The sequence below is a fragment of the Tepidiphilus sp. J10 genome (genome assembly GCF_006980785.1).
GTDB lineage: Bacteria > Pseudomonadota > Gammaproteobacteria > Burkholderiales > Rhodocyclaceae > Tepidiphilus > Tepidiphilus olei.
Genome location: NZ_SBHP01000006.1, coordinates 41,994 through 59,801, shown reverse-complemented (window position 1 = coordinate 59,801; position 17,808 = coordinate 41,994). Strand labels below are relative to the sequence as shown.

Below are 17,808 nucleotides of genomic sequence, written 5' to 3'. Positions count from 1 at the left end.
GCCTCAATGTCCGCCGTAGATGAACCAGAGCAACACTACCATGCCGACGATCATCGCGAAGGCGTAGTGGTAGAGCCGCCCGGACTGCAAGGTGCGCGCCGCAGCAGCGATCTCACCCACCATGGAGGCCGAGCCATTGACCACGGCTCCGTCGATGATGGTGCGATCGCCGATCTGCCAGAGGAAACGCCCGAGCAACCGCGCCCCGCCGGCGAAGACCACCTCGTTGAATCGGTCGAAATAGTACTTGTTCTCCAGCAGCACGTAGATCGGGCGGAACGTGCGCGCGAAGAATTCCGGCACCTGTGGACGTACCAGGTAGCAGAACCAAGCGAACACGACTCCGGCGAGCGCGAGCCAGAACGGTGCCGTGGTGAAACCGTGCAAAGCCATCGCCAGAGGCCCGTGGAATTCCTCGGCGAGTTTCTCCATGGCCGGGTGTTTCTCGGCGAGCACCTGAATCGCGTCACCGAACCAACCGCCGTAGAGCATGGGCTCGATCGTGAAGTAGCCGATCACCACCGAGGGAATGGCCAAGAGCACCAGCGGCACCGTCACCACGGCAGGGGATTCATGCGGTTTCTCGCCCGGCGCCAGCCCATGATGCTCGTCGTGACCATGCGCCTCGTGCCCATGGTGCGCCTTCCCGAAACGCTCCTTGCCGTGGAAGACGAGGAAATACATGCGGAAGGTGTAGAACGCCGTGACGAAGACGCCGGCGAGCACGCAGAAATAGGCGTACCCCGCGCCGAAGACGTTCGCCTCGGCCACCGCCTCGATGATGGTGTCTTTGGAGTAGAACCCGGAGAAGAAGGGCGTGCCGATGAGCGCGAGCGAGCCGATGAGCGCCGTGATCCAGGTGATGGGCATGTACTTGCGCAAGCCCCCCATGTTCCGCATGTCCTGGTCGTGGTGCATGCCGATGATGACCGAACCGGCGGCGAGGAAGAGCAGCGCCTTGAAGAATGCGTGCGTCATGAGGTGGAACACCGCCGCCGAATAGGCCGACGCGCCCAGCGCCACCGTCATGTAACCGAGCTGCGACAGGGTCGAATAGGCCACCACGCGCTTGATGTCGTTCTGCACGATCCCGAGAAAACCCATGAAGAGCGCGGTCGTGGCGCCGATGATCAGCACGAAGGAGAGCGCGGTGTCGGAGAGCTCGAAGAGCGGCGACATACGCGCCACCATGAAGATACCGGCCGTGACCATGGTCGCGGCGTGGATGAGCGCCGAGATCGGCGTCGGACCTTCCATCGAATCCGGCAGCCACACGTGCAAGGGGACCTGGGCCGATTTGCCCATGGCGCCGACGAAGAGCGCGATACAGATGGCGGTCACGAGCGGCCAACCGGTGACCGTCTCGGTGAGCCCCGCCAGATGCTCGGCCTTGGCAAATACTTCGACATAATCGAGAGAACCCGCATAGGCCGCCACCAGACCGATACCCAAGAGGAAGCCGAAGTCGCCGACGCGATTGACCAAGAAGGCCTTGAGATTGGCGTAGATGGCACTAGGACGCGTGTACCAGAAACCGATCAACAAGTACGACACCAAGCCCACCGCTTCCCAGCCGAAGAAGAGCTGCAGGAAGTTGTTGGCCATCACCAACATCAGCATCGAGAAGGTAAAGAGCGAGATGTAGCTGAAAAAGCGCGTATAGCCCGGATCATCGGCCATGTAGCCGATGGTGTAGATATGCACCATCAGCGACACGAAAGTGACCACGAGCATCATCATCACCGTGAGCGGGTCGATGAGGAATCCCACCTGGAAGGAGAGCCCATCGCTCGTACCCCAGACATAGAGCGGCCCGTTGAACGTGTTACCCGCCTGCACGTCGAAATAGATCGCGATCGAGGCGAGGAAGGACACGAGCACACCGAGGATGGTGACCGTATGCGCCCCACGGCGCCCCACCCAGCGACCGAAGAGCCCCGCCACGATGGAACCCACCAGCGGCGCGAACGGGACCAGGAGATAGAGCGTTTTCATTTCGTTCATCGCGCTCATCGCAATCAACCCTTCAGTTGGTCGAGGTCATCGACGTGGATGGAGCGGCGGTTGCGGAACAGCACCACCAGGATCGCCAGCCCGATCGCGGCCTCGGCCGCCGCCACCGTCAGGATGAAGAAGACGAAGATCTGTCCATGGATGTCTCCCAGGTAGCGGGAAAAAGCCACGAAATTCGTATTCACCGCCAGCAGCATCAACTCGATGGCCATCAACAACACGATCAGGTTCTTGCGGTTGAGGAAAATTCCGACCACGCTGATCGCGAACAGGATGGCGCCGAACACCAGATAATGGGACAAAGTCAGCATAATGTCTCCCCGCTCACTCTTTTTCTGCGGGCATGGAGATCACCCGCAACCGATCGGCTGCTTTCACCTTCACCTGTTCGGCCGGATCGAGATAACGCACGTCCTTGCGCTTGCGCAGCGTCAGGCTCACCGCAGCCACCATCGCCACGAGCAGGATCATCGCCGCCAGCTCGAAGGGATAGGAATAGAGGGTGTAGAGCACTCGACCGATCGATTCGGTATTGCTCGCATCGGTTGGCAAGGCGGGTGGAGAGGAAGCCTGGCGGAAGACATCTCCCGTGAGCACGAGCAGCATCTCGACTACCAGCACCGCCGCCACCAACAAACCCAGCGGTAGGTTGGACCAGAATCCCTCGCGCAAACGATCGACGTTGATGTCGAGCATCATCACGACGAAGAGGAAGAGCACCATCACGGCGCCCACATAGACGAGCACCAAGGTGATGGCCAGGAATTCTGCCTCGAGCAAGAGCCAGATCGCCGCGGAAGAGAAGAAAACGAGCACCAGGCACAGGGCGGCATGCACCGGATTACGCACCAGAATCACCCCTAGGGCTGCGGCTACCGCGATCGCGCCAAAGAGATAAAAAACGACGGTTTGGAATTCCATGGCCTGTCCTTTTCCCGGCTCAACGATACTTCGCGTCGGCCGCACGATCGGCAGCGATCTGCGCTTCGTACTTGTCGCCCACTGCCAGCAGCATCTGCTTGGTGTAATAGAGATCGCCGCGCTGCTCCCCGTGGTACTCGAACACCCGCGTCTCGACGATGGCATCCACGGGGCAGGCCTCCTCACAAAAGCCGCAGAAGATGCACTTGGTCAGGTCGATGTCGTAGCGCGTGGTACGGCGCGAGCCATCGGCACGCGGCTCGGCCTCGATGGTGATGGCCATGGCCGGACAGATCGCCTCGCACAGCTTACAGGCGATGCAGCGCTCTTCGCCGTTGGGATAGCGACGCAGCGCGTGCAACCCGCGAAAACGAGGACTCTGCGGCGTGCGCTCTTCGGGATATTGCACCGTGATCTTGCGGGCGAAAAAGTGCCGCCCGGTCACGGCGAGCCCTTTGAAGAGCTCTTTGAGGAACAAGGTTCCGATCAGGTTGTGCGCGCCCATCGTATTCTCCTCAGCGCCAGATCGACAGTGGCGAGAGCAGCCACACCGTCACCACGAACAGCCAGATCAAGGTGATCGGGACGAAGATCTTCCACCCCAGACGCATGATATGGTCATAACGGAACCGCGGGAAGGTGGCGCGGAACCACAGAAAGAGGAAGAGGAACACCGCCGCCTTGATGAGCAGCCAGTGCAGGCCGTCAGGCAGGAATCCCACCGGGGAAAGCCAGCCGCCGAAGAAGAAGATCGAGGTGAGGAAAGAAACCAGGATCATGTTGGCGTATTCGGCGAGGAAGAAGAGCGCGAACGCCATCCCCGAATACTCCACCATGTGCCCGGCCACGATCTCGGATTCACCCTCGACCACGTCGAAGGGTGCACGGTTGGTCTCGGCCACGCCCGAGATGAAATACACCACCGCGAGCGGCAAGAGCGGCAGCCAGTTCCAGGACAGGAACCCCAGGCCCATCTCGGCGAACCGACCCTGAGCCTGTGAATGCACGATATCGATGAAATTGAGGCTACCAGCCACGAGCAGCACCGAGATCAGGCCGAACCCCATCGCCACTTCGTAGGAAACCATCTGGGCCGAGGCACGCATCGCTCCGAGAAACGGATATTTGGAGTTCGAGGCCCAGCCTGCGATGATCACCCCGTAGACTTCCAACGACGTAACGGCCAAGACGAAGAGGACACCCGCGTTGAGGTTGGCGATCCACGTGTTCTCGCCGAAAGGAATCGCCACCCAGGCGAGCAGGGCCGGTGTGAGCGCCATGATCGGACCGATCACGTACAGCCCTTTGTTCGCCTGGGTCGGGAAAATCACTTCCTTGAAAAGGAGCTTCAAGGCGTCGGCGATCGGTTGCAACCACCCCTTGGGGCCGACACGGTTCGGACCGATGCGCACCTGCATGTAGCCGATGACTTTGCGCTCGGCAAAGGTCAGGTACGCCACCGCCAGCATCAAGGGGATGAGGAGGGCGATGATCTTCAATAGCACCCAAACCGCCGGCCAAGTCGGGCCGAACCACGTCGCGAGAGTTTGCCACGTCGCTTCCATCATGCACGCTCCACAGTCAGCACCGCCCATGGATGCCCTGCCCGGGCAAACGTCTCGTCACAGGCAAGCAACACGGCGCCCGGCGGCACCCCGACATCGAGTGCCGCCTCGGCCACACACCCCATTCCCACACCGATCCGATCCCCTTTGGCCACGTTCAGCGCCCGAGCCGTATCCGGATGCAGACGCGCCATGCGCAGACGGCGCGCTTCCGCCGTCTGCTGCAACGGCGGGGAACGGCGCACGATCGGATCGCGCGCGTAAGGATGCACGAGCGGGATACGCTCCACACCTTCGCCGGAAGGCCACGTTGCCGCACAGAAACCGGAGACCCCCGTGCGCGCGAGACGCGTCTGCCAGCCCGAGGGAAGGGCCTCGGCCTTCACTTCCTCCGAGCTCTGCTGGGCGAACCCTTGGAGCTCGAGCATCGCACCGAGCGCGCGCAGCACTTTCCACCCCGGGCGGGTCTCCCCTTTGGGGCGCACCACGGCGGTGAAGGACTGCGCCATGCCTGCGAGATTGACGAAGGTGCCGGACGTCTCGGTGAAGGGCGCCACCGGCAGCAGCACGTCGGCACGGGCACGTAACGCCTCTCCGGCATAGGACGTGAGGGCCACCACCGTGCGGGCACGCTCGAAAGCCGCCTGGGCTGCCATCTCGTCGGCAAAGTCTTCCGGCTCCAGGTGCAGCAACAGGTAGGCCGAGCGCGGCTGCGCGAGCGAAGCGAGTGCCGTCTCGGCGCCGATCGCCCCCACCAGCTGCGCCCCGACGGCATTCGCCCCGGCCGGCAACCAGCCGAGCGTCGCGCCGGAAATCTGGGCCAATTCCGTGGCAAGGGACTCGATCGCTGCCGCATCCGGATGCGCCAGGGCGAGCGCCCCGAGCCAGATCGCTCGCCGCTCACCCGAGAGCAGCTGCCGAGCGATCGCCCGTTCCGCTTCATTGGGCGCAGCAGCCTCTCCGGCTGCGCTCGGCACCGCCACACCTTTCGCTTCGGCCGCGGCACGCACCACGGCAGCAAGGCGGGCGACGAATTCACTGGGTTTGGCCACGAGCCGCGGCGCGACCGGCAGGCGCCAGTCGTCGGCGACGAAATCGAGCGCAGCCACCTTGAGCCCGCGTTTGGCCGCCTGGCGCACGCGGTGCGCGAGGAGCGGCAGTTCCTGGCGCAAGGCGGAACCGATCACGAAGAGGCGATCGAGCGCCGCGACGTCGGCATACTCCATGCCGAGCCAGGCGACAGCGCCGCGGGCGGCATCGGCTCTGGCATCCAGCCGATCGGGACGTGCATCGACCAGCCCCACCCCCAGAGCCTCACCGAGGCGCTTGAGCAGATGGAGCTCCTCGACGGTGGCCATGGGGTGTGCAAGGAAGGCCACCTGCCGTGCCCCCTCCTCGTCGATGACGCTCTTGAGGCGATTGACCGCCACTTCGAGCGCCGTCGCCCAATCGACTTCCACCCATTGGCCGTCGCGTTTGACGAGCGGGCTCGTGAGCCGATCGGAAGCCTCGAGCCCGGGATAGGCGAAACGGTCGCGGTCGGAGAGCCAGCATTCGTTGATCGCTTCGGTATCGAGCGGCAACACCCGCTTGACCACGTCGTGGCGCGACTGCACGATCAGGTTGGAACCGAAACCGTCGTGCGGGCTCACCGAGCGGCGACGGGTGAGTTCCCAGGTACGCGCCCGGTAGAGGAAGGGCTTGGACGTGAGCGCCCCGACCGGGCAGAGGTCGATGATGTTGCCCGAGAGCTCGGAGTCGATCGTGCGCCCGAGGAAGGGCATGATCTCGGCCCGCTCGCCGCGGAACGCCTGCCCCATTTCCTGGTAGCCACCGATCTCGTCGAGGAAACGTACGCAGCGGGTACAGTTGATGCAGCGCGTCATGAACGTCTGCACCAGGGGCCCGAGGTCTTTTTCGTGCACCACGCGCTTTTCTTCGTCGTAGCGCGAGGCGCTCTGACCATAGCCGACGGCCAGATCCTGCAGCTGACACTCCCCCCCCTGGTCGCAGATCGGGCAGTCGAGAGGGTGATTGATGAGGAGAAACTCCATCACCCCTTTCTGCGCCTTCACCGCCGCCGGCGAGTGCGTATACACCTTCATGCCGTTGGTGGCAGGCGTGGCGCAAGCCGGCAGCGGCTTGGGTGCCTTTTCCACTTGAACCAGGCACATGCGGCAGTTGGCGGCGATCGACAGTTTCTTGTGATAGCAGAAGTGCGGGATGTAGATCCCCAGCTTCTTTGCCGCATCCATCACGGTGCTGCCGTCGTCGACCTGGACCGGCTTCCCGTCGATTTCGAGTTCTAGCATGACGGCCCCACGTAGATTTCACTTCCCGCCCGCTGCACTTCGGGCGGCACCAGACACTGCTTGTGCTCGATGTGATGCTCGAATTCGCTGCGGAAGTGCTTGATGAAGCTCTGCACCGGCATCGAAGCGGCATCCCCCAGGGCACAGATGGTACGCCCCATGATGTTGCCGGTGACCGACTCGAGCAGCGCGAGATCTTCGGGCCGCCCCTGCCCGTGCTCGATGCGATGCACGACGCGGTAGAGCCAACCGGTGCCCTCACGACAAGGGGTGCATTGCCCGCAGGATTCTTCGAAATAGAAGTAGGAGAGGCGCTCCAGGGCCTTGACCATGCAGGTGGTCTCGTCCATCACGATCACCGCGCCCGAACCGAGCATGGAACCGGCCTTGGAAATGGAATCGTAATCCATCGTGCACTGCATCATGATCTCGGCAGGCAACACCGGGGCCGAAGACCCCCCTGGAATCACCGCCTTGAGCTTGCGACCACCGCGCACGCCGCCGGCCATCTCCAGCAGTTCGGCGAACGGCGTCCCCAGAGGCACCTCGTAGTTACCGGGACGATTGACGTGGCCGGACACCGAGAAGATCTTCGTGCCGCCGTTGTTGGGCTTGCCCAGCTTGAGAAAAGCCTCGCCGCCCATCTGCAGGATGAAGGGGACGGAGGCGAAGGTCTCGGTGTTGTTGATCGTGGTGGGCTTGCCGTAGAGGCCGAAGCTCGCCGGAAAAGGCGGCTTGAAGCGCGGCTGCCCTTTCTTGCCTTCGATCGATTCGAGCAGCGCCGTCTCCTCGCCGCAGATGTAGGCGCCGTAGCCGTGATGGGCGTAGAGATCGAAGGAGAAATCGCTGCCGAGGATGTTCTCGCCGAGGTAGCCGGCGGCGCGGGCTTCTTCGAGCGCTTCTTCGAAGCGCAAATAGACTTCGAAGATTTCGCCGTGGATGTAGTTGTACCCGCGTCGGCACCCCATGGCGTAACCCGCGATGATCATGCCCTCGATGACGGCGTGCGGGTTGTAGCGCAGGATGTCGCGATCTTTGAAAGTACCCGGCTCGCCCTCGTCGGAGTTACAGACGACGTACTTCTCGCCGGGGAACTGCCGTGGCATGAAGCTCCATTTCAGCCCGGTGGGAAAGCCGGCGCCGCCACGACCGCGCAAACCGGAAGCCTTGACTTCCTGGATCACCTGCTCCGGCGGCACTTTGTCCGTGAGGAGACGGCGCAGGGCCGAATAGCCGCCGCGCGCCTCGTAATCTTTGAGCCGCCACGTGCGGTCGCCGTCGAGTCCCTTGAGGATCAGTCCTTGCGCGCTCATTTGGCCCTCAGCTGCTCGATGAGCTGGTCGATTTTTTCCTTCGTCATCCAGCTGCACATGTGGTGGTTGTTGACGAGCATCACGGGTGCGTCACCGCAGGCCCCCATGCACTCCCCTTCCTTGAGCGTGAAGAGGCCGTCGGGCGTGGTCTCGCCGAAATCGATGCCGAGTTTTTCCTTGAGATATTCGGCGGCATGGACCCCGCCCGAGAGCGCGCACGGCAGGTTGGTGCACACGGTGATCTTGTGCTTGCCCACCGGCTCGAGATCGTACATGTTGTAGAAGCTGGCCACTTCATAGGCGGCCACCGGCGGGATCGCGAGATAGCCGGCGACGAATTCGATCGTCTCCGGGGCGAGCCACCCCTTCTCCTCCTGCGCGATGCGCAGCGCCGCCATCACCGCCGAGCGTTTCTGGCCTTCGGGGTATTTGGCGATTTCACGATCGATTTTTGCGAGCGAGTCTTGACTCAGCATGGTCGTGCGTTCTCCCCGTCTCAGCGGTCGATCTCGCCGAAGACGATGTCCATGGTCCCGATGATCGCCACCACGTCGGCGACGAGATGCCCCCGCGCCATGCGATCCATCGCCGAGAGATGCGCGAAGCCCGGCGCGCGCAGCTTGACACGGTAAGGTTTGTTGGCGCCGTCGGAGACGGCATAGACGCCGAATTCGCCTTTGGGATGCTCGACCGCCGCATAGACTTCACCCGGCGGTACGTGAATCCCCTCGGTCATCAGCTTGAAGTGATGGATGAGTTCCTCCATCCCTTCTTTCATCCTGGCTCGTGGTGGCGGCGCGACCTTGTGGTTGTCGGTGATCACCGGACCGGGGTTCTTGCGCAGCCAGTCGATGCACTGCTTGATGATGCGGTTCGACTGGCGCATCTCTTCCATGCGCACCAAGTAGCGATCGTAGCAGTCGCCATTGGTGCCCACGGGGATGTCGAATTCGAGCTGGTCGTAGACCTCGTAGGGCTGCTTCTTGCGCAGATCCCAAGCCACACCGGAGCCACGCAACATAGGGCCGGTGAAGCCCCAGGCGAGCGCCTGCTCGGGCGAGACCACGCCGATCCCAACGGTGCGCTGCTTCCAGATGCGGTTGTCGGTGAGCAGCTCATGGTAATCGTCGAGGTATTTGGGAAAACGCTCGGTGAAATCTTCCAGGAAATCGAGCAGCGACCCTTCGCGGTTGCGGTTGAGCTCGCGTACGCGCTTCTCGTCCTTGACTTTGCTCACCTGATACTTCGGCATCTGATCGGGCAGGTCGCGATAGACGCCGCCCGGTCGGTAATAGGCAGCATGAATGCGCGCACCGGAGACCGCTTCGTACGCATCCATGAGATCCTCACGCTCACGGAAAGTGTAGAGCACCATGGTCATGGCGCCGATGTCGAGCGCGTGCGTGCCAATGTTGAGCAGGTGATTGAGGATGCGCGTGATCTCGTCGAACATCACCCGGATGTACTGGGCGCGGATTGGCACCTCGATACCCAGCAGCCGCTCGATGGCCATGCAGTATGCATGCTCATTGCACATCATCGAGACGTAGTCGAGCCGATCCATGTAGGGGACCGATTGCACCCAAGTGCGTGTCTCGGCGAGCTTTTCCGTACCACGGTGCAGCAGCCCGATGTGCGGATCGGCACGAGCGACGACTTCCCCGTCGAGCTCGAGGATGAGCCGCAGCACGCCATGCGCGGAAGGGTGCTGCGGGCCGAAGTTGATGGTGTAGTTGCGAATCTCAGCCATGGTCGACGTCCCCGTAATGGGCTTCACGCACGATGCGTGGCGCATTGACGCGCGGCTCGATCGTGACGGGTTGGTAGATCACGCGGCGTAGATGGGGATCGTAGCGCATTTCGACGTGGCCGCTCACCGGGAAGTCTTTACGCAGCGGATGACCCACGAAGCCATAATCCGTGAGGATGCGCCGCAGATCGGGATGTCCATCGAAGAGAATGCCGAAGAGGTCGAAGGCCTCGCGCTCATACCAGTCGACACTGGGCCAGACCTCGATCACGGACGGAATCAGAGGAAACTCGTCGTCTTCGGCGAAGACCTTGACGCGCAGACGCACGTTGTGCTGCAAGGAGAGCAAATGAACGGCCACGGCGTAGCGATGACCAGGCCACGGGCGATTACCATAGGTGGAATAATCCAGCCCCGAGAGGTCGATGAGCTGCTCGAAAGCCAGCTCGGGATGATCCCGCAGCAACTGGGCCACGAGGGGATAGTCGACAACGCTCACGCGCAAGGTCACCTCGCCGCGGTCGAGGAGCACCTCGAGCGCTTTGTCGCCGAGCACCTCCTGTAGCGTTTGCGCCAAACGTTCGATGCGACTCATGCTGGGTCTCCGGGGCTCAACGCGCGATGGTCGATGTGCGCTTGATCTTGTTCTGCAGCTGGATGATGCCGTAGAGCAGGGCCTCGGCGGTAGGCGGACAACCCGGCACGTAGATATCGACGGGAACGATGCGGTCACAGCCGCGCACCACCGAGTACGAATAATGGTAGTAGCCCCCGCCGTTGGCGCAGGAACCCATGGAGATCACCCAGCGCGGCTCGGGCATTTGATCGTACACCTTACGCAGTGCCGGGGCCATCTTGTTGCACAGCGTGCCGGCGACGATCATCACGTCGGACTGGCGCGGGCTGGGACGGAAGACGACGCCGAAGCGGTCGAGATCGTAGCGCGAGCAGCCGGCGTGGATCATCTCGACGGCGCAGCAGGCCAGACCAAACGTCATGGGCCACAGCGAACCGGTGCGGGTCCAGTTGAGGACCGTGTCGAGCGAAGTGGTGAGAAACCCCTCGCGCATGACGCCTTCGATGCTCATCGTTTCACTCCCAGTCGAGTGCGCCGTTCTTCCACTCGACGATGTAGCCGATCACCAGCACCGCAAGGAAAACCATGACGGTGCCAAACACATAGAACGCGTGTGCCCCCTCGGCGATCATGTCTTTGAAGACCACCGCCCAAGGGAAGAGGAAAGCGATTTCCAGGTCGAACAGGATGAAGAGGATCGCGATGAGGTAATAGCGCACGTCGAAGCGGATGCGCGCATCCTCGAACGGCTCGAAACCGCACTCGTAAGGCGAAAGTTTTTCCGGATCAGGACGACTCGGTCCGAGCAAACGCCCGAGAAGGAGAGGCGCCATGCTAAAGAGCAGCGCAACGACGAGAAACACGAATACCGGGAAATAATTCTCGACCATGATCACCTCTCGGCTGCCCAATCCGCCCGGAACACTGGTCCATCATAGCGCAAAAAATCTCGCGATTCAGGACTCGGACGAACAAGAACCTGGTGCCGTCGTAGTTATTTATTTATCATAGATTCGACGAAAAAAAAGCAGCGATTTTTCAGCTGCTTTCTGGTGCCGACGGTGAGACTCGAACTCACACGGCTTGCGCCACCACCCCCTCAAGATGGCGTGTCTACCAATTCCACCACGTCGGCTTGCGTAATTCGTAAATTATAACGCAAAGAGACGATTTTTTGCAAGCGGCTCTTCTTTATTGTGGCACGGCCGGTGCTTGAGAACCGGGCACGGGAGCACTCGGTTGCGGCAGCGCTTCGACCGGCGCCGCCTCCATGACGCTGCCGCTGCCTTGCTCGAGGCGCTGACTGGCCAAATACGTCAAAGCCAAGCTCGTCAAGAAAAACAGCGTTGCGAGCACCGCGGTGGTACGGCTGAGGAAATTCGCCCCGCCGCTCGCCCCGAAGAGACTGGCCGAAGAGCCGCCTCCGAAGGCAGCCCCTGCGTCGGCCCCTTTCCCCCGCTGGAGCAGCACCAAAGCGATCAAGGCGACCGCAATCAAGACATGGACCGTCAATATGACCGAAAACCAGACTCCCGACATTCTCTTCTCCTAACTTCCTTGCACCGCACGCGCGGCCGCCGCTGCGATGGCAGCGAATTCTCCGACGACACGGGAGGCCGCACCGACGAGCACGCCGTCGCACCCCGGAACGGCGAAAATACTCTGAGCATTGTCCGCCTTGACGCTGCCGCCATAGAGAAGCACGAGATCGCGCTGCGGCACACCCAACGCCACCAGCTGCCGGCGCAAAAACGCATGCGCCTCGGCGATGTCCCGTGGCTCAGCACTGCGCCCGGTGCCGATCGCCCAGACCGGTTCGTACGCAAACCAGGCGCGGGCGCATTTATCGACTCCGAGCCGAGTGACGAGCGCCCTCACCTGCCCCTCGAGCATCTCGCGCCAAGCGCCAGACTCACGTTCGGCGAGCGTCTCGCCGACGCAGACGACGGGCCGGACGTTGGCTGCCAACAAACGATCGATTTTACCAGCAATCAGCTCATCCGTCTCACCGAAATACTGACGCCGTTCCGAATGCCCGACGAGGGCATACCGGCAGCCGAATTCGGCGAGCATTCCTGCGTGGACCTCGCCCGTGTAGGCGCCGGCACCAAACGGACTGACGTTCTGCGCCCCCCAGCCGATCTCCGTGCCTTCCAGTATCGCTTTCGCCTGGGGCAGATACGGATAAGGGACGCATACACCGAGTTCCACGCCGGCAGCAGGAGCATGCTGGGCGAGCGCAGTGAGCAGCACGACGTTACTGGCCGTATCACCGACCGACTTCCAGTTGCCGAGTACGATTTTCTTCATGGATTACCCCCCGAGTGCATCGATGCGCTTTCCGTGGCGAGCGACGACTCGATCGCCGCTGCAAGCGCATCGGCCCAACGCTGTACGAGCGAGGCATCGCGCCCTTCCACCATGACGCGCAACAACGGCTCGGTTCCCGAGGGGCGCAACAGGATGCGCCCTTGCGCGGCCAGGTCGGCCTCGGCGGCGCGGCAAGCGGCGAGCACCCCGGGATGGTCCTTCCAGTCATAGCCGCGCGGTACAGAGACATTGCGCAGCACCTGGGGGTAGCGCACGAGGTCGGCGCAGGCTTGCGCCAGGGTCTCCCCGCGGCGGCGCAAAGCGGCCAAGACCTGCAAGGCGCTGATGATACCGTCGCCCGTGGTATGTACGCCGAGGCACAGCAAATGCCCAGAACTCTCGCCGCCGTACTCCCACCCGCGCTCGCGCAGCGCCTCCGCGACGTAGCGATCGCCTACCTTGGTGCGCTCGAATCGCACCCCGAGCCTGTGCACGGCGTGCTCCAGCCCCAGGTTCGACATCAGCGTACCGACCACTCCGCCGAGGCGCTGCCCTGCCAGCACACGATCGCGCACGATCACGTAGAGGAGCGCATCGCCATCGTAGAGGCGCGCTTCGGCGTCGGCCATGATCACCCGATCGCCATCGCCGTCGAAGGCGATGCCCAAGTCGGCACGGTGCGCTCGTACCATGGCCTGCAGGTATTCGGGATGCGTCGCCCCGACGCCCTCGTTGATGTTGAATCCGTTGGGCTGGTTGGCGAGTGCCACCACCTCCGCGCCGAGTTCGTGAAACACCGCCGGCGCGACCTGATAGGCTGCGCCGTGGGCGCAATCCAGTACCAGACGCAGCCCATCGAGCGACATCGAAGCGGGGAAAGTACTCTTGCAGAATTCGATGTAGCGCCCCGCGGCATCGTCCAAGCGCCTGGCACGTCCCAGCTCGTGCGCTTCGCGGCAAACGAAAGGCGATTCGACCGTCGCTTCGATCTCGGCCTCCAATTCATCGGACAGTTTCTCGCCATTCGGGCCGAAAAACTTGATGCCGTTGTCGGGATAGGGATTGTGCGAGGCACTCACCACGATTCCTGCCTCCAAGCGCAAGGCGCGGGTGAGATAAGCCACCCCAGGCGTGGGCAAGGGGCCACACAGCACCACGTCGACGCCGGCCGCCGACAAACCGGCCTCGAGCGCCGACTCGATCATGTAGCCGGAGATGCGCGTATCCTTGCCGATGAGTACCGCCGCCCGCTTGGCGCCACCGTGCGCGTGACGCGCGAGCACCCGCCCGGCGGCATGCCCGAGCTTGAGGACGAACTCCGGCGACATCAGCGGCTCGCCGACGCGCGCGCGAATCCCGTCGGTACCGAAATAACGACCCATTCTTAGACCCTATGCTGCGCAGGGTGCGAATTGTCGCACGAAATCAGGGGAAAAGGCTCAGACCGTCGTTGCGTCGCCAGAAGAGGGGCCGAGTGCGCGCAGGATTTCGCGGGCATCGACCGTGGCGGCCACGTCGTGTACGCGCACGATGGCAGCGCCATGAACCCAGGCGAGCACGGCGGCCGTGAGGCTGCCGGCGAGCCGCTCGCCCACGGGCCGGCCCGTGATCTGGCCGATCATGGTTTTGCGCGACACCCCCACCAGGAGCGGCTGGCGTGCCGCCAAGCGCGGCAGGGCGCGAAAGAGCGCCGCGTTGTGCTCCAGCGTCTTGCCAAAACCAAACCCCGGGTCCCAAAGGATGCGTTCGCGCGCCACGCCCGCCGCCTGCAGCGCCGCGGTTCGTTCTTCGAGGAATTCCTCGACCTCGGCGAGCACGTCCGTATAGACGGGAGAGTGCTGCATGGTGCGCGGCTCGCCTTTCATGTGCATGACGCACAAGGCGCAGTCGCTGGCGGCCACCGCCTCGATGGCGCCGGGCAGGCGGAATCCGGCCACGTCGTTGATGAGATCGGCCCCCACGCGCAGCACCTCGCGCATCACTTCGGGTTTCATGGTGTCGACCGACAGCGGCACCGGCGCCCCTTTCAGGGCTTCCAGCACCGGCAGCAAGCGCTCGAGCTCCTGCTCGGCCGGCACGGGTTCGGCCCCGGGGCGCGTCGATTCCGCGCCGAAATCGAGCAGATCGACCCCAGCCGCGATGAAGGCGTCAGCCTGGCGCAGCGCCCGATCGCGCTGCGCGCCGAGCCCGTCGCCGGAGAAGGAATCCTCGGTGAGATTGACGATGCCCATCACTTTCGGCTCGGAGAGATCGAGCCGAAAGCGCCCCGCCTGCAGCCACCGCATCACACCACCGGTTCGGGCGAATCAGGCGCCGCTCCGGGCTTGGGCTCGCTCGCTGGACCAGACGCGCCACCGCGTGGAGAGGCGCCCATGTCACCCCGATCCTTGGGGGGACGAGGCGGGCGACCGGCCATGATGTCGTCGATCTGCTCGGCATCCAGCGTTTCATATTCCAGAAGGGCCTGGGCGAGCGCCTCGACCTTGTCGCGGTTCTCTTCGATGAGGCGCCGCGCAAGCGCATATTGCTCGTCGATGATGCGCCGGATCTCGGCGTCGACTTTCTGCATCGTGGCCTCGGAAACGTTGCGGTGGGTGGTCACCGAACGTCCCAGGAAGATCTCGCCTTCTTCCTCTCCATAGACCATCGGACCGAGCGCGTCGGACATGCCCCACTGCGTGACCATCTTGCGGGCGATGTCGGTGGCGCGCTGGAAGTCGTTGGAGGCTCCGGTGGTCATCTGGTGCATGAAGATTTCTTCGCAGATACGCCCGCCGAAGAGCACGGCGATCATCTGCAGCAAACGCTCCTTGTCCTGGCTGTAGCGATCCCCCTCGGGCAGCTGCATGGTCACGCCCAGAGCGCGGCCGCGCGGGATGATGGTGACCTTGTGCACCGGGTCGGTCTTGTCGAGGAGCTTGGCCACCACGGCGTGCCCGGCTTCGTGATAGGCCGTGTTGCGCCGTTCTTCCTCGGACATGATGAGCGAGCGCCGTTCGGCCCCCATCATGATTTTGTCCTTGGCTCGCTCGAAGTCGTCCATGTCGACGAGGCGTTTGTTGCTGCGCGCGGCAAAGAGCGCCGCCTCATTGACCAAGTTGGCGAGATCCGCACCCGAAAATCCCGGCGTGCCACGAGCGAGGATGGAGGGGTCTACATCGGGTGCGATCGGAACTTTGCGCATGTGCACCTTGAGGATCTGCTCGCGGCCACGTACGTCGGGCAACGACACCACCACCTGCCGGTCGAAGCGCCCCGGGCGTAGCAGCGCGGGATCGAGCACGTCGGGACGGTTGGTGGCGGCGATCACGATGATGCCGCTCGCACCCTCGAACCCGTCCATTTCGACGAGCAGCTGGTTGAGCGTCTGCTCGCGCTCGTCGTTGCCCCCGCCGAGCCCAGCACCGCGCTGGCGGCCCACGGCGTCGATCTCGTCGATGAAGATGATGCAGGGGGCGTGTTTTTTCGCCTGTTCGAACATGTCGCGCACCCGCGCCGCCCCCACGCCGACGAACATCTCGACGAAATCCGAACCGGAGATGCTGAAGAAGGGCACCTTGGCCTCGCCGGCGATCGCTTTGGCGAGCAGCGTCTTGCCCGTACCCGGAGGGCCCACCATCAGCACGCCCTTGGGAATGCGCCCGCCGAGTTTCTGGAACTTGGTGGGATCGCGCAGGAAATCGACGAGCTCCTGCACCTCTTCCTTGGCTTCGTCACAACCGGCAACGTCGGCGAACGTCACCGTGTTGCTCGACTCGTCGAGCAAGCGCGCCCGCGACTTACCGAAGGAGAACGCCCCACCCTTGCCGCCGCCCTGCATCTGGCGCATGAAGAAAATCCACACCCCGATGAGCAGCAGCATGGGGAACCACGAAATGAGGATGTTGGTGAGCAGCGAAGGCCCTTCATCGGGTTTGGTCGCAGAGATGCGCACTCCCGCCTGCATCAGGTCGGACACCATCCATATGTCCTGAACCCCAGGGGTATAGACGGTTATCTGGCGTCCGTCCACGGTGAGTGCCTTGACGACGCGCCCATCGATGACGGCCTTGGTGATGCGACCGGACTTCGCCTCTTCCATGAATTGGGAATATTCCATGGTATTGGCGGAAACAGGGCGCTGATCGTTGAACTGGTTGAACACCGTCATCAACACCATGCCGATGACGATCCAGATCGCGAGATTTTTGACGACGTTGTTCAAGGGACGAACTCCTAGATGATGCTACCAGTGTTGCTTCAGAGCCCATTCTAGAGGCGTTTGTTCCGTGCGCCAAGAGGAAAGACGATCGAAAAAAACGATCGCGGCGACGTGACCAGGCAATCACGCGCCGCGATCGTCCCGGCGAGACGCTCAGCGCGGCCGCGGATCCCCTCCTTTCCCTTTACCCCAGCGCATGAATTCCCGATCGAACACGTCGCGCTGCGTATCGTCGAGCTGGAGGTAAAACTTTTGCACCGCCTCGCGCAGGCTGCGTACCGCTTCGAGATGGGCCGCCAAGCGCTCTTCGCGCTCCTGTAGCCTCCCCAAAGCCGTCACGGGGCGCTGGCTTTGCTCCCAGCGATAGGAGAAGAACTGCTCCCGGTGCGCACTCCAAACGGCGAGGAGTTCCTCCCAGGCGGCACGCTGCTCCGGGCGAAGATTCAGCAACCCCTCCAGGCGCTTTACTTCGGCGTCGTGGCGCTGCTGCATGCGTTCGCGCCATTGCTCCGGCGTCATCTGCGGGCGTACCGCCGGGCCGGCATCGGGCCCCATCGGAGCGCCCCCCCTGGGGGCTGGCGCCGGCTGCTGTGCGAATCCGGCCCCCGCGACCCCGATCAGTGCCAGAGCGACGAGGCCGTGCCGCCAGCGGCGAGTCAGACCGTTTTTCCTCATCCGAGCATCCATCATCGTTTTCTCCTCATTCATCATTGCGTTGCGTCCCTTGCGGACATGTTCATTAGAGCACGCAGCCGCCGTCCTCGCGCCTCATCAGCGTTTCGGCGTGTAACGTTTGTTATCGCCGACGATCGTATCTTTTTCCTTTGGAGTGAAGTGCGCCATAAT

At 63.0% G+C, this 17,808-nt stretch carries 18 protein-coding genes and 1 tRNA gene; all 19 read right to left on the bottom strand.

Annotated elements, in window-relative coordinates:
* Positions 1 to 3: 3 nt before the first annotated feature.
* The gene (nuoL, locus tag EPD81_RS08630; protein WP_142805041.1) at positions 4 to 2,004 is read right to left on the bottom strand and encodes an NADH-quinone oxidoreductase subunit L; all 2,001 of its coding nucleotides are present in this window, start codon (positions 2,002 to 2,004) and stop codon (positions 4 to 6) included.
* Between the two features lie 14 nt (positions 2,005 to 2,018).
* The gene (gene nuoK, locus EPD81_RS08625) at positions 2,019 to 2,324 is read right to left on the bottom strand and encodes an NADH-quinone oxidoreductase subunit NuoK (RefSeq protein WP_142805040.1); all 306 of its coding nucleotides are present in this window, start codon (positions 2,322 to 2,324) and stop codon (positions 2,019 to 2,021) included.
* A 13-nt stretch (positions 2,325 to 2,337) separates the two neighbouring features.
* Complete coding sequence (locus tag EPD81_RS08620; RefSeq protein WP_142805039.1) at positions 2,338 to 2,934, bottom strand: NADH-quinone oxidoreductase subunit J; 597 nt, start codon at positions 2,932 to 2,934, stop codon at positions 2,338 to 2,340.
* A gap of 19 nt (positions 2,935 to 2,953) precedes the next feature.
* Complete coding sequence (gene nuoI, locus EPD81_RS08615; RefSeq protein ID WP_028874905.1) at positions 2,954 to 3,439, bottom strand: NADH-quinone oxidoreductase subunit NuoI; 486 nt, start codon at positions 3,437 to 3,439, stop codon at positions 2,954 to 2,956.
* A 10-nt stretch (positions 3,440 to 3,449) separates the two neighbouring features.
* Positions 3,450 to 4,499 carry an NADH-quinone oxidoreductase subunit NuoH gene (nuoH, locus tag EPD81_RS08610; RefSeq protein WP_142805120.1) on the bottom strand — a complete coding sequence of 350 codons (1,050 nt, stop codon included), beginning with the start codon at positions 4,497 to 4,499 and terminating at the stop codon, positions 3,450 to 3,452.
* Entirely contained in the window at positions 4,499 to 6,811 is a 2,313-nt protein-coding gene (nuoG, locus tag EPD81_RS08605; RefSeq protein WP_142805038.1) for an NADH-quinone oxidoreductase subunit NuoG, read from the bottom strand. Before nuoG ends, nuoH begins: the two co-directional genes overlap by 1 nt.
* Complete coding sequence (gene nuoF / locus EPD81_RS08600) at positions 6,805 to 8,124, bottom strand: NADH-quinone oxidoreductase subunit NuoF (RefSeq protein WP_185955406.1); 1,320 nt, start codon at positions 8,122 to 8,124, stop codon at positions 6,805 to 6,807. Before nuoF ends, nuoG begins: the two co-directional genes overlap by 7 nt.
* The gene (gene nuoE / locus EPD81_RS08595) at positions 8,121 to 8,600 is read right to left on the bottom strand and encodes an NADH-quinone oxidoreductase subunit NuoE (protein ID WP_142805037.1); all 480 of its coding nucleotides are present in this window, start codon (positions 8,598 to 8,600) and stop codon (positions 8,121 to 8,123) included. The genes nuoF and nuoE overlap by 4 nt, the downstream gene beginning before the upstream one ends.
* 20 nt (positions 8,601 to 8,620) lie before the next feature.
* A complete protein-coding gene (locus EPD81_RS08590; protein WP_142805036.1) occupies positions 8,621 to 9,874 on the bottom strand; it encodes an NADH-quinone oxidoreductase subunit D in 1,254 nt (417 codons plus the stop codon).
* Entirely contained in the window at positions 9,867 to 10,469 is a 603-nt protein-coding gene (locus tag EPD81_RS08585) for an NADH-quinone oxidoreductase subunit C (protein ID WP_142805035.1), read from the bottom strand. The genes EPD81_RS08590 and EPD81_RS08585 overlap by 8 nt, the downstream gene beginning before the upstream one ends.
* Before the next feature lie 16 nt (positions 10,470 to 10,485).
* Entirely contained in the window at positions 10,486 to 10,962 is a 477-nt protein-coding gene (locus EPD81_RS08580; protein ID WP_142805034.1) for an NADH-quinone oxidoreductase subunit B family protein, read from the bottom strand.
* 4 nt (positions 10,963 to 10,966) lie between these two features.
* The gene (locus EPD81_RS08575) at positions 10,967 to 11,341 is read right to left on the bottom strand and encodes an NADH-quinone oxidoreductase subunit A (RefSeq protein WP_142805033.1); all 375 of its coding nucleotides are present in this window, start codon (positions 11,339 to 11,341) and stop codon (positions 10,967 to 10,969) included.
* A 160-nt stretch (positions 11,342 to 11,501) separates the two neighbouring features.
* Positions 11,502 to 11,586, bottom strand: a tRNA-Leu gene (locus EPD81_RS08570).
* A gap of 56 nt (positions 11,587 to 11,642) precedes the next feature.
* Positions 11,643 to 11,990 carry a preprotein translocase subunit SecG gene (gene secG, locus EPD81_RS08565; protein ID WP_142805032.1) on the bottom strand — a complete coding sequence of 116 codons (348 nt, stop codon included), beginning with the start codon at positions 11,988 to 11,990 and terminating at the stop codon, positions 11,643 to 11,645.
* A 9-nt stretch (positions 11,991 to 11,999) separates the two neighbouring features.
* Entirely contained in the window at positions 12,000 to 12,761 is a 762-nt protein-coding gene (gene tpiA, locus EPD81_RS08560; protein WP_142805031.1) for a triose-phosphate isomerase, read from the bottom strand.
* The gene (gene glmM, locus EPD81_RS08555; protein WP_142805030.1) at positions 12,758 to 14,143 is read right to left on the bottom strand and encodes a phosphoglucosamine mutase; all 1,386 of its coding nucleotides are present in this window, start codon (positions 14,141 to 14,143) and stop codon (positions 12,758 to 12,760) included. Before glmM ends, tpiA begins: the two co-directional genes overlap by 4 nt.
* Before the next feature lie 57 nt (positions 14,144 to 14,200).
* Positions 14,201 to 15,046, bottom strand: a complete 846-nt coding sequence (gene folP / locus EPD81_RS08550) for a dihydropteroate synthase (protein WP_142805029.1) — start codon at positions 15,044 to 15,046, stop codon at positions 14,201 to 14,203.
* Positions 15,046 to 16,965, bottom strand: coding sequence for an ATP-dependent zinc metalloprotease FtsH (gene ftsH, locus EPD81_RS08545; protein WP_142805028.1), 1,920 nt, complete (start codon positions 16,963 to 16,965; stop codon positions 15,046 to 15,048). The genes folP and ftsH overlap by 1 nt, the downstream gene beginning before the upstream one ends.
* 150 nt (positions 16,966 to 17,115) lie before the next feature.
* Positions 17,116 to 17,652: a Spy/CpxP family protein refolding chaperone gene (locus EPD81_RS08540; RefSeq protein ID WP_169116320.1), complete on the bottom strand. Its 537-nt coding sequence runs from the start codon at positions 17,650 to 17,652 to the stop codon at positions 17,116 to 17,118.
* Positions 17,653 to 17,808: the final 156 nt, after the last annotated feature.